Origin of the sequence: Mucilaginibacter sp. AK015 (genome assembly GCF_014200785.1) — a bacterium.
Taxonomy (GTDB): Bacteria; Bacteroidota; Bacteroidia; order Sphingobacteriales; family Sphingobacteriaceae; genus Mucilaginibacter.
Genome location: NZ_JACHCV010000001.1, coordinates 1,454,307 through 1,468,813 on the forward strand (window position 1 = coordinate 1,454,307; position 14,507 = coordinate 1,468,813).

Consider the following 14,507-nt stretch of genomic DNA (forward strand, 5'->3'; position numbering starts at 1 on the left):
GATAATATCCCGACCACTAAACTGATAATAGCTGCTTCAGAACGAACCCTTTTCATTGAAATTTGATTTGCGTTCTGTGAGCCAGATATCGAACTTTGTCTATCCGCGACTTGAGAGTTAGTAATTTTATTTATTTCCATTGTTATTTGATTTATTTATCGTAGAGGAATTTTTTGCAATTTGCGAGTTTATATAGGTATCTCCAGAATTTGCTTGTTGTACCGCCAGTTCAATAATTGCTTCATCTCGATCTAAAATTTTCAGCGTTTCATTTTCAAAGCCTACCCACCCGTTATAACATTGATGTTTTTTTAAATTAGCTTTAGAATATACAATCATTTTTTTAGGATCAATCGATGCTTTGCATAATGTTAAAAATTTCGTTTCCTCACAGTTAATGTTTTCTAAATCGACATCAATTACTTCAAAAGGCGAAGGTTTAAATGACATAAGATCTAACCACATTTTTATAATTTCTAAATTAGAATCTATACTTGAATAATGTCTGATTATGTCCCCTTTTTTATCTTTTGAAACTTTATTTGTGTTGCCCCTTTGAGCAAACACAAATAATATTTCCGTAAAATAAATCCCTTCGTCCTTCGCGATACTTCTTAATAAATCTGGTGAAATAGTAAATATTCCCATTTAAACTCTAATCTTGATTTTTTAAATATTCAGTTGTATCCTTCAAAATTTCACCGCCATAAAAATCGAGTGGCCATTCAAAAAATCCTTTGTTTTCAATTTTAAGGTTTTCAATCACTGCGCCATTATCTTTCGACTGAGGTGTAAAAAAACATATTGAAACGTCGTCGGCAGAAATTGTCCCTTCAGAGATTCGCCGTCTTAATCGTTTTAATAAATATTCACTATGTGTTTCTATAATGAGCTTTTTACCGTTAGTGGCTTTAACAATATCGATAAAAAGATCTGCTAAATCCGCTTGCATCTTGGGATGTAGATGTATTTCAGGCTGCTCTATAATTGTAGTGGAGTTTTTCCCAGATAAAAAACCCTGGATTATTACCGGTAAAATTTGAGATATACCAAAACCAACATCTGTAATGTCTAAATCAATATTATTCTGCTTTACAACTAAATGGTGAATAACTTCTTTGAAGCCTTGCACGTCAACCTGCACGCCAAAATTTTTAAGCCACATGTTAACATTTTTCGTTACCTGTATATTGTCTTTTAATACTTCGGTTATTGCATCACCATCAAGAGTGTCCAGTGTTAAATTAAGCTTGGCTTTATCCAGCATGTAATAGCGTTTTGGATGCGCTCGTAAAGGACTGACATAATTTATATTATTTTCTGCAAATTCTTTTTGAAGTTCATTTTGAAAATAAGAAAAAAAATAGAGAATGCAACTTGCCAAGGGCAAAGTATCTGCGTATCCGTCTTCGTTGACAACATTTTCAAATGAAGTAAATATCGTATTACTTGGCTGAAAAAACTTTTTTATTTGCTCAATAATATCCTGGTTTATATTAATAAAATTAGATGCCACAGAAAAAGTATCGGAATTTGATATAGAAAGTATTGTTGCATCGGCGTTTTTGATTTCAAAATGGGCTATTTCAAGAGTATTCACCTCATTAATTTTAAGTTTATACACCATCAAAAACAAGTCAGATTTAATACCTTTTGCAAGTTCATTCAGAAAATCATACATTAACAGAAGTTCCTTCTTACCCTCCTTACTGAAATTAGGCAATGAATGAGAATACCTTTGGCGTAAAAACCAATGTATATCCCTTCTGAATGTTTCTTGTATAGTTGATTTATTAAGTACTGATGATATTGTATCTAAAAACTTTGAAAAATCTTCACGGTTATCGATAGGTTTTTTCCTGATTTCTGCCAAGCCCTTAATAGGAATATACAAAGGTAAATCAACATATGATCTTCTGAATGATTCGAAATAATCGTTTTTTAAAAATTCTTTTATGACTGCGCTTTGAACTTCGAATGTGAAATCAATCGTTTTGCTTGTATCTCTCCGCCGAAATAAATTTTGGGGATCTCCAAGATTTACGTAACCACCATATAGTTTTAGTGCTGACTTATATGATTTAAACCCAGCTCTTCCCGTTTGCTGAAGCATTAGGAACAGTTGAATTATCGAACTTTTTCCAACACTATTCGCGCCCAATAATATTGTTATTGGGCGTAAATTAATTGATGCATTTTCAAATGCTTTATAATGTCCTACTGTCAATTTCGAAAGCATGATATAATTTTAATTAATTTATTAAATCAGAATGCATAGATTTTCCGTAGCCGTTTGAGAAAAGTTACATCAATAAAAAGGTAAATATTGAAATTCTCTTGATGATAAATGCTGGGGAGCCTAATGGAGGGTTTAGAAAGTTGCATAGTGTCTAGGTTGGTCAACTAAAGATAATATTGTTTTTGCTTAGTTGATAACAATCAGGAAAATATATTTTTAATTAGTGTCACACCTAAAATTGATTACATACAATTTCCCGCTCCTAGCAGCGGCTTGGAGGCAAAGCTGGGATACCCTGATACAGCACCTCTGACTTTCCTTTTCTAAAGATCAATCTCCGGCTTCTGCTCGCATCCACCATACTCGCTATGCTTGGCTTACCAACGCACGTACTTCATTATTTTCTTTCTTCGCTTCCACCACTCATATCCCGCTCTGACACAAAAATATCCTAAGATGAAGTACCACGTAAAATGCTTCGTAGCACCATCATCAAACAAAGCGATCATTAGAATAAAAAAAGCAAGCAAAAGCACGAGGACACCTGCCTTTTTGAGGTAAAGTTTTAGTTTCCGCTTCTTTTCCTTTTTCGCACATGCCTTCCTAAACGATGCGTTAACTGCATTAACCCGTATCTCTTCTTCCTTCAGCAACTGCAATACCTGTAAGTTGATATCAACCCACTGTGTGTAATTTTCAAGGGTGAATGCTTTGTAAATAGCCAGAAAATTACGCAGTTCTGCCTGTAATAGTTTTAAATCAGGATAATAGAATAAGTAATAATCTCCAAATTCGTAGATTGTGTTATCCTCAAAAGAGGTTAACCTATCCCATGATGACATGAAACCTATCATGGTTGCTACCTTCTCCACTTCTTCCACGTCATCTATCGGCTGCCGGTGGTATACAAGCCCCAAAAGCACCCTGTCGCATATCGGGTTGTAAGTCGGCTTAACATACTTGTTTAATACTTCAATAAGGCCGTTTACATCGTGGCTAAGCGATACCTCGATAAAAAAATAGTCGGGTTCATCGGTTTCCGCAATAATGCGATCGGCCCACAAAACAACCTCCTCCCTCGAAATTAAGCCAAGCGTAAGCCCTTCCCGAAATACTTCGGGCAATAATGGAAAATCCTGTACCTGGGGCGATGGTGCCATATTTATTCTTAATCGTTCTTTAAATTGTTAATATACTCAAGTGGATATCCCCCGGCCCATCAAAGCGTCCACGCTTAAACCGGCGAAAGGTACACTCCCCACCTCACGCTAACCCAATTGTAATACAGGCCAAAAACGAAACGAGGAAAAGCAGGTAAATCATGGTTAACACGATTTAAAATTAAAATATTGATAATCAATAGTTTAACTTAAATTAAGCGCTAATTATGTTAACCATGTTAACCATCTTTTGATACGGTGGTTGATGTAATTACCTTAACCCCCGCCCTCAATCCTCCGGCTTCTCCCTTGCATCGGCCACTTCAATAAGTGCATGATGCAATTCCCTTCTGAGGTAGTCCTGATACACTGAAAATTAAACTATGAATCCAAATTGCGCGCGGCTCTCTGCCCTATCGCCATCCAAACAAAAACGCTTCAAAATGCGTATTCTATTGATAACGCAGGATTTAACGCCCGTCTATGAGTACAAAAAACATTACACTGCATAAACTTAACGAACTGCAGGCAACTGCCATCTCGGGTAACGATATCAGTTCTTCCTGTTTGTATGTTTCTGCATTGACCATTGCCTATGCAGGGCAGTATGCCTGGATATCACTGCTGGTAGTGGCCTTGGTGCTTTTCCTGTTCCGGAAGATCTATGGGGAAGTGGTCGGGGCCCTGCCATTGAATGGTGGCGCCTACAACGTTTTACTGAATACCGCCTCCAAGCGTACTGCTTCATTTGCCGCCTGCCTCACCATTTTATCTTACATGGCTACCGCGGTGATCTCGGCTTACGAGGCCATGTTCTATTTTCATGACATCGTTCACGATCTTCCGTTGATCCCCGCAACGATCATGGTCCTGGTTATCTTCATGATGCTCACGATCATTGGTATCGGCGAGTCCGCATTTATAGCCGTCATCATCTTTATCACCCATATCGTTTCGCTCGTATTGCTCGTGCTGGCGGCCTGCTGGTTTGTCATTCAGCATGGAACAGGCATTTTCTTGTCTAACTGGCATCTCCCGGTCACTTCGGGCGGCGTCTTCACTGCGTTATTCCTGGGTTTTTCGGCAGCTATGCTCGGCATCTCCGGATTCGAGAGCTCGGCCAACTTTGTTGAAGAACAAAAACCGGGGGTATTTCCGAAAACGCTGCGCAACATGTGGGGCGTGGTAAGTTTCTTTAACCCCGTTATTGCGCTGCTTGCGCTGGCCGTCCTGCCCATGGCAGACATCGGCGGTCACCAGGAATCGCTGCTTTCGTTCATGGGAGAAAAGGCCGGTGGCAGCTGGCTCAGCCATTTCATTGTAATCGACGCGGTGCTGGTATTGAGCGGCGCTGTTTTAACCTCCTATGTTGGCGTAACGGGCCTTGCCGAGCGGATCACGCTGGACAGGATATTGCCAAACTTCTTTCTGGCCCAAAACCGCAGGGGCGTAAACTACAGGATCGTTATCGGCTTCTTCCTTTTATGCGTGTCTATATTGTTAGTGACCAAGGCTGACCTGCCCAGCCTGGCGGGTGTGTATACTTTTTCTTTCCTGTTGGTGATGGCCCTGTTCGGGGTAGGAAATCTGCTCTTGAAGGCGAAGCGTGAAAAGCTGCCCCGCCCTGAACGCGCCACGGTAATTTCCGTCATCGTAGCCATCGGCTTCATCGTTGCGGCCTTCTTGGGCAACATGCGGCTTAACCTGCCATCGTTCTACGTTTTTATTCAATATCTCATCCCAACTGTATTGTTCATCCTGGTAATGCTGAACCGCGCACGGGTCACCAGATGGCTCATCTATGCGGTTAGTTACGCAGGCCAACCTTTACAGCGGCTGGTGAAAAGAACGATACGGCCCTACCGTGCTTTGATCAAGCTTAATTCGCAGGAACTGGTTTTTTTTACCCGTGGTGACAATGTCGCCGTTTTGAACCGGGTAATGATCTACGTAGAAGAGAACGAAGCCACGAAACGTCTGAAGATCGTTCATATCGCCAACGAGGACAGTAACAACGACCATTTAAAAAAAGATATCGAGGTGCTTGACCGGGCGTATCCGGATATTGACATTGATTTTGTAGAGATCGAGGGACGGTTCGGCCCGGAAATGATAGACCAGCTATCGAAGGAATGGAACATTCCAAAAAATTTCATGTTCATCGGTTCACCCGGTAACAAATTTCCTTATCATGTTTCAGAACTTGGCGGGGTAAGATTGATAATGTAATTACCAACCCTATAATCAGGTTTGATTTTATTAATTTTGCGCTATGGTGAATGAGATACCGGGCGTAAACATGTTGGAACTAAAGCTGCAAGGTTTTAAGATCCATGAGTTGCCTGCTATAGTCGAGGTACCGGCAGTGCACGGGCGGCGCGATTTTTATAAGATGGGCCTGGTGACGGGTGAAATGACCGTTGGATATGGCGGCGAGGTGCTGGAGCTGAGTGGGACGGTGCTGTTCTTTGTTAACCCCAGGGTGTCGCGTTCTGTCGTCCGGCGCTCGGTGAATACGACCGGCTACGCCTGTATCTTTACCGAAGCATTCATGCCGGCGATCGTCAAAAAGTCGCCGCTTTGGAACGCCAGCGAAAACCCAATGATACCCCTGAACATAGAACAGGCCGCTTTTATGACGGGTATCTTTCAAAAGATGCTGGCTGTTCATCACAGCGATTATAGCTATAAGCGTGATGTGATCAAGAATTGCATTGAACTGATCGTTCATGAGGCACTGGCCATACAGCCGCCGGCCCGCAGCCTGCAAAACGGTGCCGCCCGCATCACACACTCGTTTATAGATTTGCTGGAAAGGCAATTTCCCATCGAACATACCGCAGCGCCGTTGAAACTGCGAACGCCGCAGGATTTTGCAGCCAAACTCGCAATACACGTCAATTATCTTAACCGCGCCGTTAAAGAAGCGACGGGCAAACCCACTTCGGTACATATTACTGAACGCATAGCTGCCGAAGCGAAAGCCTTGTTGAAGCATACCGATTGGAGCGTTGCAGATATTGCCTATGCCCTGGGTTTTGAATACCCGACTTACTTTAATAATTACTTTAAAAGAATAACGGGGACTACGCCAAAGTCGTTCCGGCAGGTTTGATTATCATACTTATTGGTTTGATTTTTGTTTGCGGACCTTTCCGTATCGACCGACCTTTGGGTTATGAAAATATTAGTAACCGGTGCCACCGGTAAGGTTGGCAGCAGATTAGTTCCCCGTTTAATAGCTAAAGGCTATACTGTCCGTGTATTGGTGCGTGATGCCGCTAAAGCCCCGGCAAACACCGAAGTCATCGTTGGTGACTTGTTCGATGCAGCTACCCTGGTTCCCGCAGTATCGGGCATAGACGCAGTGGTGCACCTCGCCGCCCTGTTCCGTACCACTGATAATGACAGCATTGTCAAAACCAACCACGACGGTGCCATCGCGCTGGCCGATGCCGCTATAGCTGCAGGCGTAAAAAGATTTGTATTTACCAGCACCAGCAATGTTTATAGTTCGGGTTATGGCCACCCGGCCAAAGAAGACGAGGTATTGAACAGCAATGACCCCAGGGCTTATTCTTCCAGTAAGATCGCCGCCGAAGAAGAGCTCCTGAACAAGGAACTGGATGTCCGCATCCTCCGCTTAGCCTTTGTCTATGGCGACAAAGACCCACACATCGAAGAGATCTTGCCGCTGTTAAAAAAATGGAACCGTCATTCCGGCTGGCGCATGCAAATGGTACATCATTTAGATGTGGCCCAGGGCATACAAATACTGCTGCAAACAGACGGCCTCAATGGCCAGATCTATAACATTGCCGACGATGCTCCCATCAGCCTTTACGAACTTGCAGATGCCTTCGGAAAAGCAACGGAGACCTTTGACGCCGAACAAGGCCCCTTAACTGACCCCTTCGAAGGTATCATGGACATCTCCAAACTCAGAAAGATCGGCTACCGGCCGCTGGTACCCAGCTATTACGTAGCGCGAGACCTGGATATTTTATGATGGGTAGTATACTCCGGTAAACCAGCCACTCATTTTACACCCATAGTGTTACATCCACAAGCTAACAAAGACCAGACCTTCCGCTTGATAGAACTGCTGTGCTACCGAAGATCCGGGCACTTTGATTATTATAGCAAAAAGGAGGCTGGTCTTTTTTGGCGTTACAAGATCAAATGTGACCAGAGTCACCGTACTTAAGTTTGGATATGCAGATTTTTGCGGTCATGGAGATGATCGCTTATTTTGCAGCTGCTTTTATTGGTATTTCGCTTGGTTTGATCGGCGGTGGGGGGTCCATCATAACCGTGCCTGTTCTGGTTTACCTGTTCGGCATCAACCCACTGCTTGCCACATCGTACTCTTTGTTCATCGTCGGGTCTACCAGTCTGGTAGGCGCCATCAACAGTTACCGGCAAAACCTGGTCAATATTAAAGCTGCGCTGCTGTTTGGGTTTAGCTCAATCACCACCGTTTTTCTTACCAGAAGGTTCCTTATTCCGGCTATTCCAAAACATATCGGCCAGGTCGGCTCATTTGAAATAACAGCAAACCGGCTAACTATGATCCTTTTCGCGATACTGATGGTCCTGGCCGCAAGCGCCATGATCCGTACCGGCAATGCAAATGATCGTGAACTTACAGCAGGTTCAAGGTCATTAAACCTGCCTAAGCTTTTTGGTTACGGGATAGCTATCGGCCTGGCAACGGGCATCCTTGGTGCCGGCGGCGGCTTCCTGCTGATACCTGCCCTGGTGCTGTTGGTAGGCTTACATATCAAAGAAGCTGTAGGCACGTCATTGTTGATCATCGCCCTTAATTCGCTGATCGGGTTTACCGGCGACCTGGGTCATTTCACCATTAACTGGTTTTTTCTATTGAAAATTACGGCCATCGCCGTTGCCGGAATTTTTTTTGGCGGCATGCTTAACAAAAAAATAGATGGCAGCAAGCTCAAAAAGGGCTTCGGCTGGTTTGTGCTGGCCATGGGTAGCTACATCGTTATTAAAGAACTTGTGCTGAGCTCATGAAGTGTGACCATGGTCACCGAAATCAATAAATCATTTACAGAAATTTGAATTTAAATTATTTAGCTATGATCATTGAACAGATCTACACCGGATGCCTGGCGCAGGGCGCCTACTACATCCAATCAGAAAACGAAGCCGCGATCATCGATCCGTTACGCGAAGTTTCACCGTATATTGAACGGGCCAAACGTGGCGGCGCAACGGTGAAGTACGTGTTAGAAACCCACTTTCACGCTGATTTCGTATCCGGGCATATCGACCTGGCTAATAAAACCGGAGCGGAAATTGTATACGGCCCTACAGCGGCCCCTGCTTTTGCTGCCCATGTAGCTAAAGACGGCGACGAACTGGCGCTGGGCAAAGTAAAACTGCGTGTGATACACACACCCGGCCATACCCTGGAGTCCACCTGTTATTTGCTGACCGATGAAAACGGTAAAGAAACGGCACTATTTTCAGGTGACACGCTATTTATCGGCGATGTGGGCCGTCCGGACCTGGCGCAAAAAGCAGCCGGTATGACCATGGAACAGTTAGCCGGAACGCTTTACGACTCGTTGCGAAACAAGATCATGCCTTTGGCAAACAACATTATTGTTTACCCTGCTCACGGGGCCGGCTCCGCCTGCGGCAAAAACATGAGCCAGGAAACTACCGATACGTTGGGGAACCAAAAAAAATACAACTACGCGCTGCGCGCTAACATGACACGGCAGGAATTTATCACAGAAGTGACCCGGGGCCTTACCGCGCCGCCTGCATATTTTCCAAAAAATGTAAAAATGAATAAGGAGGGTTACGAAAATATCGATGAGGTGATCAGTCATGGCACGAAGCCACTTTCGGCAGAAGAATTTGAAGCCACAGCTAATGAAACGGGCGCCCTGATCCTGGATACCCGCGACGCACAGGATTTTGCCCGGCAATTCATCCCGAATGCGGTGAACATCGGAATCGATGGTAACTTTGCCCCATGGGTTGGCGCCCTGATACCCGATATTGAGCAGCCGATACTGCTGATTACCGAAGCGGGCCGTGAGGAGGAGGTAGTGACCCGTTTAGCGCGGGTGGGCTTTGATCATGCTATTGGATACCTGAAAGGCGGCATGCCCGCGTGGACAATTGCAGGAAAAGAAACCGACCATATCGTTTCGCTGACGCCGGAGGAAGTTGCCGACCTGGAGGCATCGGGCGAACGGGTAAGGCTGCTGGACGTCAGAAAATATCCGGAATACCTGTCAGAGCATGTTAAAGGTGCAGAAACACTTCCCTTAGATACGATCAATGAAGAGATAGCTAAACTTGCCAAAAACGAAAAGTACTTTGTGCATTGTGCCGGCGGGTACCGTTCCATGATCTTTAATTCGATGCTGCGCGCGCGGGGATATGATAACCTTATTGATATTAAAGGGGGTTTTAACGCGATGAAAGCATCAGGCCGGTTTAAAATAACAGATTATGTTTGCCCAACCTCCGTTGTATAAATAGTATTATTTTTGAATATGATCGAATTACTTAAGCAACCCTGGCCCTGGTACACCTCGGGGGCCGTTATTGCGGCTATCATGGTAACTTTATTGTTTTTTGGCAAATCCTTTGGTTTTTCCTCTAATCTGCGAACGCTTTGCACCCTGGCCGGCGCGGGCAAAAAAACGTCTTTTTTTGATTTCGACTGGAAAACTCAAAAATGGAACCTGCTGTTCCTGCTGGGTTCTGTTCTGGGTGGTTTAATTGCCCGTACCTGGTTGCAAAGCCAACAGCCCCTGCAATTATCTGCAGCAACTATTACCGACCTGAGTGCGCTGGGTATACATTTTGACGGACAATTAGAACCCGAACAGCTATTCGGGCTGCAGGCATTGTCGTTACAGAATATCGGTCTGATGCTTGCAGGCGGCCTGCTGATCGGCTTTGGCTCGCGCTATGCGGGAGGCTGTACGTCGGGGCATGCCATCAGTGGCCTGTCTAACCTGCAGTTGCCGTCGTTAGTAGCTGTGATCGGCTTTTTTGCGGGCGGTCTGATCATGACCCACTTATTATTTCCGCTGATATTTTAATCATGAAAGGACTTAAGTTTATTTTAGCCGGCATCGTTTTCGGCATCGTAATGGTGAAATCAGAAGCGGTAAGCTGGTATCGGATTCAGGAAATGTTCCGTTTTCAATCCTTCCATATGTATGGCATCATTGGCACGGCGGTATTTTTTGGAATGATCTCGGTTTTCCTGATCAAAAAGTTTAAACTGCGCGATGCGCAAGGCGTTCAGATCAGGCTTGCTGCAAAAGATAAACAATGGGTAAAGTATGCCGCGGGCGGCCTGATATTCGGTTTGGGCTGGGCGCTTACAGGCGCCTGCCCCGGGCCAATGTTTGTGAACATTGGCTATGGTTATCTGGCCATGACCATTGTTGTTTTAGGCGCGCTTGCGGGAACATTTCTGTACGGCCGCGTCAAAGAACAGCTGCCTCATTGACACTATCAAAATACGGTCGCTTTTATTAACTTGCCGCTTAATCAGGTTTTACTATGCTAACTATAGATAATTATCTGGACAGTCATTACATCAAACGCAGCAACTGGCTCAGGGCAGCCGTTCTGGGGGCTAATGACGGTATCATATCCATTTCAAGCCTCGCCATCGGCGTAGCCGCAGCAAGCAATACCAGGGAGCCGATTGTTTTGGCAACGGTTGCCGGGCTGGTGGCGGGCGCATTATCGATGGCGGCGGGCGAATATGTGTCGGTTAGCTCGCAAACCGATACGGAGCAAGCCGATATCACCCGGGAAGCGCAAGAATTAAAGGATATGCCCGAGGCGGAGCTAAATATATTGGCAGAAATATATGAGCGGCGTGGACTAAAAAAAGAAACGGCCAGGCAGGTAGCTACTGAACTGATGGCGGCAGATGCCTTAGGCGCGCATGTGCGCGACGAGTTGGGCATTAACGAGATCAGCCAGGCAAATCCAATACAGGCGGCGCTGGCATCGGGTGCATCTTTCACCACGGGCGGGGTGCTGCCGCTTATGGTTATCTTGTTCGCGCCCGTCAGGCAAATGGAATATTACCTGTATGCTTTCACCATCTTGTTCCTGAGCATTCTGGGCGCCATCGCGGCACGTGCCGGAGGCTCCGACGTTAAAAAAGCGATCATCCGGATCACCATCTGGGGAACGCTTGCCATGGGCTTATCCGCGCTGGTTGGTTATTTATTTGGAATAAAAATTTAAGCTGCTATCGATGACAATTTTAAAGAAAATACTTTTGGGCGTGTTGGCGCTGTTTATAGCTATACAACTGATAAGGCCTTCAAAAAACATATCGTCCGGGCCATCCGTAAACGGAATTGAAAAATTTTACAACGTTCCGGCGGATGTGCGTACCGTGCTAAAACGCAGCTGTTATGACTGCCATTCCAATAATACGTACTATCCGTGGTATAATACCATACAACCCGTGGCGTGGCTGCTGGCACACGATGTAAACGAGGGTAAGGAGCACCTCAACTTTGATGAATTTAATACATACAGCACCAACAGGAAACAGCACAAATTGAGCGACCTGGTAGACGAGATCAAGGAAGACGAAATGCCATTGGGCATCTATACGATGATCCATCGCGATGCGGTGCTTTCAGCAGCAGAAAAGCAAAGGTTGATTGGCTGGGCGGATAGCCTTAGCCGTTCCTTCAGCGTACGTTAACGGGGGTGCCGGCTATTTAAGCCATTCTATAGCGCTTCGATGCAGCCGCAGGTCGCCGCGTTGTTCCATTTTCTTGAGTAAACGGGAGATCACCTCGCGCGAGGAATTCAGGTCGGCCGCTATTTCTTGATGGGTTATGCGCAATTCGCGTTTAGCCAGCTTTTTATACTGACCGGACAGGTAGAAATACAGGCGTTCATCCATGCTTTTGAACGCGATATGGTCAATAACCACCAACAACTCTTCGTAACGCGCGCGATAAGTTTCCAATACAAAATAATACCATGTTTTAAACTGCTTCATCATTTCGTCCATTAACATTATCGGTATGCTAAGCAATAGTGTATCTTCAACGGCTTTGGCCGTTACCTGGCTGGTTTGCTGTTTGGTTGCGCAGATCATCGAGAGCGCGCAGGCATCGCCCGGTTCCAGATAGTACATAAAAAATTCGCCGCCCTCCTCCCCCTCCCGATACAGTTTTACGCGACCCTCGAGTACCATAACCGTTGCGCGGATGTATTGTCCCGTACGCATGATCTGCTCTCCGGCAGCAACCCGTACCAAATGCGCATTTTCCTGAAGAAATGCTTTCAATGCAGGCTCAAATTGCGGGAACAAGCTGTCGAGCGCCACGGTTGGTTGTGAGTAGTAGGCCATATGGATATTACTGTTAAAGCGGTTAACAAATATACCTAAACTTATTGCAACTGCAGGTGACTGCAACCGTTTGATATAGTCTATCCCATTCCCTTGGTCTTTTACCGAAAAGATAACTTCATCACCCTGCGCCCGGGTGTAAATAATGATCCTTGATTTTTCCGGGCTGTAACGCAAAGTGTTAGAAAGAAAGTTCACCATTACCCCGCAGTTTTTTCTATATCCACATAAACTTTTGGTAATGCGGCCTCTGTAACCACTCCCAATTCAATATTTTTTTGTGCCGCGGGCGAAACGAACAGCGTTTAGCGCCTTGTATAATAAAAAAAGTCACCCACCTCGCGTGACTGACTTTTCAATAACTATTAACCGACCATATTATTAACATCACGGTCAGTATTTCAAACTTAGATAATGTTTAAAATTACCAATAGGTGAAAATCACTATTCTAAAAAAGCCGGGGTTTTTAAGCCCCGGCTACCCGTTATGGTCGATTAGTTAATTAATAATGATCGTCAGCATCAAAGCGGGTGCGGGCATAGCCGCTCACTTTGTGAACCGTGCCCGGAACAGGATCGTCATCAAACTGCACCTCGAAGTATATCGAATCTGTTTTTAGTTTGGTGCCCGGCGCTGTGGCTGCCCCTCTTAATATTTTACCGTTGCTTATGGTAAACTTGCTCTCGTATATCTGGTTGGCTGCATCTTTGCCCGAAAATGCAAGGTTTTTAACATCGGCGCCAATTTTGCCCTTAATGGCCCAGAAGGGCTTTCCTGCGGGGCTGTCGTAGTCATCGTCTATCCACAAGCTGTCTGCCTTGTTTGATGCGGTGTTGTAGGTTGATAGGGTGTAATAGCTATCGTCAAAAGTACCCGTCGGGTCGGCGCCATTGTCAAGCTTCACCCAAAACTCGCCTGACAGGTTCTGTACGGCAGTACCGCCAATAACTTCATCCTTTTGGCACGAGGTAAATGTAGCCGCAACCAGCGCGGTTAGCAATAAATTTTTTATATTGATTATTTTTTTCATGGTTGCTTAATTATATTTTATTGAATATCCTTACCGCCGGCCCGTAAGTTGGGTTTACAATTGCCCATTTAAAACCCGCGAGTTTGCCGCCGGGTGCGCTTACCGATGACTCTTGCGACGAACTGGTGGGCGACCCATCGCTGGCATTTTGCTGCGGGATGTAAAAATCATTGCCGGTATCATTAAACGCTATTACGGTAAGGTTGGTCCCGGGTGCGCCGCCGGGGTTAAAAACCGAGTAAACGCCCGGCGCGAGCTTTGTTACTTCGGCCACAGAGCCGTTTGTACTCCGGGCATAATTACCCGAAAAATCGTTTGAGGCGGCACTTGCATCGGTATCGTAAACTACCACGTGGCGTGTAGCCGTCGCCGAAAAACCATCTGCGTTGGTGGCGGTATATGTTTGGGTATACACGCCCGAGGCATTTGTGTTTATAGCGGTGCTGGTTATTTCAACATCCTCGGTACCGGCTTTGGCTGTAGCACCCGGGTCGTTATAGGTATCCCCTTTTTTAACCAGCACATAATCATCCCCCTTAACCGTGATAATGGGGTATATGGTTATTTTAGAGCGGCCCACATAACCTGGCTTGTAATTAAAATTATCCTTGTGGCACGAAACAAGTATTACCCCTGTTAACATTAGGGCGATGTAACTTATATATCTTTTCATAATATCTTTT

The 14,507-nt window shown here is 45.2% G+C and carries 15 protein-coding genes; 9 read left to right on the plus strand and 6 right to left on the minus strand.

The features are described from left to right. Positions 1-126: 126 nt before the first annotated feature. The 3 genes from HDC91_RS06430 to HDC91_RS06440 all read right to left on the minus strand — a co-directional run bounded on the left by HDC91_RS06430 (position 127) and on the right by HDC91_RS06440 (position 3,399). Complete coding sequence (locus HDC91_RS06430; protein ID WP_183549485.1) at positions 127-648, minus strand: hypothetical protein; 522 nt, start codon at positions 646-648, stop codon at positions 127-129. A gap of 7 nt (positions 649-655) precedes the next feature. After that, positions 656-2,239, minus strand: a complete 1,584-nt coding sequence (locus HDC91_RS06435) for an AAA family ATPase (RefSeq protein WP_183549488.1) — start codon at positions 2,237-2,239, stop codon at positions 656-658. Positions 2,240-2,616: 377 nt separating this feature from the next. Beyond that, positions 2,617-3,399 carry a hypothetical protein gene (locus HDC91_RS06440; protein WP_183549490.1) on the minus strand — a complete coding sequence of 261 codons (783 nt, stop codon included), beginning with the start codon at positions 3,397-3,399 and terminating at the stop codon, positions 2,617-2,619. 483 nt (positions 3,400-3,882) lie between these two features. On the opposite strand from HDC91_RS06440, the gene HDC91_RS06445 reads away from it, so the two are divergent. The 9 genes from HDC91_RS06445 to HDC91_RS06485 all read left to right on the plus strand — a co-directional run bounded on the left by HDC91_RS06445 (position 3,883) and on the right by HDC91_RS06485 (position 12,136). After that, a complete protein-coding gene (locus HDC91_RS06445; protein WP_183549493.1) occupies positions 3,883-5,628 on the plus strand; it encodes an APC family permease in 1,746 nt (581 codons plus the stop codon). Between the two features lie 43 nt (positions 5,629-5,671). Then, a complete protein-coding gene (locus tag HDC91_RS06450) occupies positions 5,672-6,514 on the plus strand; it encodes an AraC family transcriptional regulator (RefSeq protein WP_183549496.1) in 843 nt (280 codons plus the stop codon). Positions 6,515-6,577: 63 nt separating this feature from the next. Continuing rightward, the gene (locus HDC91_RS06455) at positions 6,578-7,408 is read left to right on the plus strand and encodes an NAD(P)-dependent oxidoreductase (protein ID WP_183549499.1); all 831 of its coding nucleotides are present in this window, start codon (positions 6,578-6,580) and stop codon (positions 7,406-7,408) included. A gap of 230 nt (positions 7,409-7,638) precedes the next feature. Next, positions 7,639-8,436, plus strand: coding sequence for a sulfite exporter TauE/SafE family protein (locus tag HDC91_RS06460; RefSeq protein WP_370576809.1), 798 nt, complete (start codon positions 7,639-7,641; stop codon positions 8,434-8,436). A gap of 65 nt (positions 8,437-8,501) precedes the next feature. Beyond that, the gene (locus tag HDC91_RS06465) at positions 8,502-9,920 is read left to right on the plus strand and encodes a rhodanese-like domain-containing protein (protein ID WP_183549505.1); all 1,419 of its coding nucleotides are present in this window, start codon (positions 8,502-8,504) and stop codon (positions 9,918-9,920) included. An 18-nt stretch (positions 9,921-9,938) separates the two neighbouring features. Further along, positions 9,939-10,493 carry a YeeE/YedE family protein gene (locus HDC91_RS06470; protein ID WP_183549508.1) on the plus strand — a complete coding sequence of 185 codons (555 nt, stop codon included), beginning with the start codon at positions 9,939-9,941 and terminating at the stop codon, positions 10,491-10,493. A 2-nt stretch (positions 10,494-10,495) separates the two neighbouring features. Next, on the plus strand, positions 10,496-10,909 hold the full coding sequence (locus tag HDC91_RS06475; protein WP_183549512.1) for a DUF6691 family protein: 414 nt from the start codon (positions 10,496-10,498) through the stop codon (positions 10,907-10,909). A 53-nt stretch (positions 10,910-10,962) separates the two neighbouring features. Continuing rightward, positions 10,963-11,664 (plus strand): VIT family protein, encoded by a 702-nt coding sequence (locus HDC91_RS06480; protein WP_183549516.1) that lies wholly within the window; start codon positions 10,963-10,965, stop codon positions 11,662-11,664. 10 nt (positions 11,665-11,674) lie between these two features. After that, complete coding sequence (locus HDC91_RS06485; RefSeq protein ID WP_183549519.1) at positions 11,675-12,136, plus strand: heme-binding domain-containing protein; 462 nt, start codon at positions 11,675-11,677, stop codon at positions 12,134-12,136. A 12-nt stretch (positions 12,137-12,148) separates the two neighbouring features. Here HDC91_RS06485 and HDC91_RS06490 read toward each other — a convergent pair whose 3' ends face one another. From HDC91_RS06490 to HDC91_RS06500, 3 genes are all read right to left on the minus strand, one after another. Then, positions 12,149-12,994: a Crp/Fnr family transcriptional regulator gene (locus HDC91_RS06490; RefSeq protein WP_221262119.1), complete on the minus strand. Its 846-nt coding sequence runs from the start codon at positions 12,992-12,994 to the stop codon at positions 12,149-12,151. A 302-nt stretch (positions 12,995-13,296) separates the two neighbouring features. Then, positions 13,297-13,824, minus strand: coding sequence for a lipid-binding protein (locus tag HDC91_RS06495; protein WP_183549522.1), 528 nt, complete (start codon positions 13,822-13,824; stop codon positions 13,297-13,299). A gap of 10 nt (positions 13,825-13,834) precedes the next feature. Then, a complete protein-coding gene (locus HDC91_RS06500) occupies positions 13,835-14,497 on the minus strand; it encodes a DUF5011 domain-containing protein (protein WP_183549524.1) in 663 nt (220 codons plus the stop codon). Between the last annotated feature and the right edge of the window lie 10 nt (positions 14,498-14,507).

Bases quoted from the DNA above. Each gene is read 5' to 3' on its own strand.
- HDC91_RS06430 (WP_183549485.1), bottom strand. From the start codon at position 648: ATGGGAATATTTACTATTTCACCAGATTTATTAAGAAGTATCGCGAAG.
- HDC91_RS06435 (WP_183549488.1), bottom strand. From the start codon at position 2,239: ATGCTTTCGAAATTGACAGTAGGACATTATAAAGCATTTGAAAATGCA.
- HDC91_RS06440 (WP_183549490.1), bottom strand. From the start codon at position 3,399: ATGGCACCATCGCCCCAGGTACAGGATTTTCCATTATTGCCCGAAGTA.
- HDC91_RS06445 (WP_183549493.1), top strand. From the start codon at position 3,883: ATGAGTACAAAAAACATTACACTGCATAAACTTAACGAACTGCAGGCA.
- HDC91_RS06450 (WP_183549496.1), top strand. From the start codon at position 5,672: ATGGTGAATGAGATACCGGGCGTAAACATGTTGGAACTAAAGCTGCAA.
- HDC91_RS06455 (WP_183549499.1), top strand. From the start codon at position 6,578: ATGAAAATATTAGTAACCGGTGCCACCGGTAAGGTTGGCAGCAGATTA.
- HDC91_RS06460 (WP_370576809.1), top strand. From the start codon at position 7,639: ATGATCGCTTATTTTGCAGCTGCTTTTATTGGTATTTCGCTTGGTTTG.
- HDC91_RS06465 (WP_183549505.1), top strand. From the start codon at position 8,502: ATGATCATTGAACAGATCTACACCGGATGCCTGGCGCAGGGCGCCTAC.
- HDC91_RS06470 (WP_183549508.1), top strand. From the start codon at position 9,939: ATGATCGAATTACTTAAGCAACCCTGGCCCTGGTACACCTCGGGGGCC.
- HDC91_RS06475 (WP_183549512.1), top strand. From the start codon at position 10,496: ATGAAAGGACTTAAGTTTATTTTAGCCGGCATCGTTTTCGGCATCGTA.
- HDC91_RS06480 (WP_183549516.1), top strand. From the start codon at position 10,963: ATGCTAACTATAGATAATTATCTGGACAGTCATTACATCAAACGCAGC.
- HDC91_RS06485 (WP_183549519.1), top strand. From the start codon at position 11,675: ATGACAATTTTAAAGAAAATACTTTTGGGCGTGTTGGCGCTGTTTATA.
- HDC91_RS06490 (WP_221262119.1), bottom strand. From the start codon at position 12,994: ATGGTGAACTTTCTTTCTAACACTTTGCGTTACAGCCCGGAAAAATCA.
- HDC91_RS06495 (WP_183549522.1), bottom strand. From the start codon at position 13,824: ATGAAAAAAATAATCAATATAAAAAATTTATTGCTAACCGCGCTGGTT.
- HDC91_RS06500 (WP_183549524.1), bottom strand. From the start codon at position 14,497: ATGAAAAGATATATAAGTTACATCGCCCTAATGTTAACAGGGGTAATA.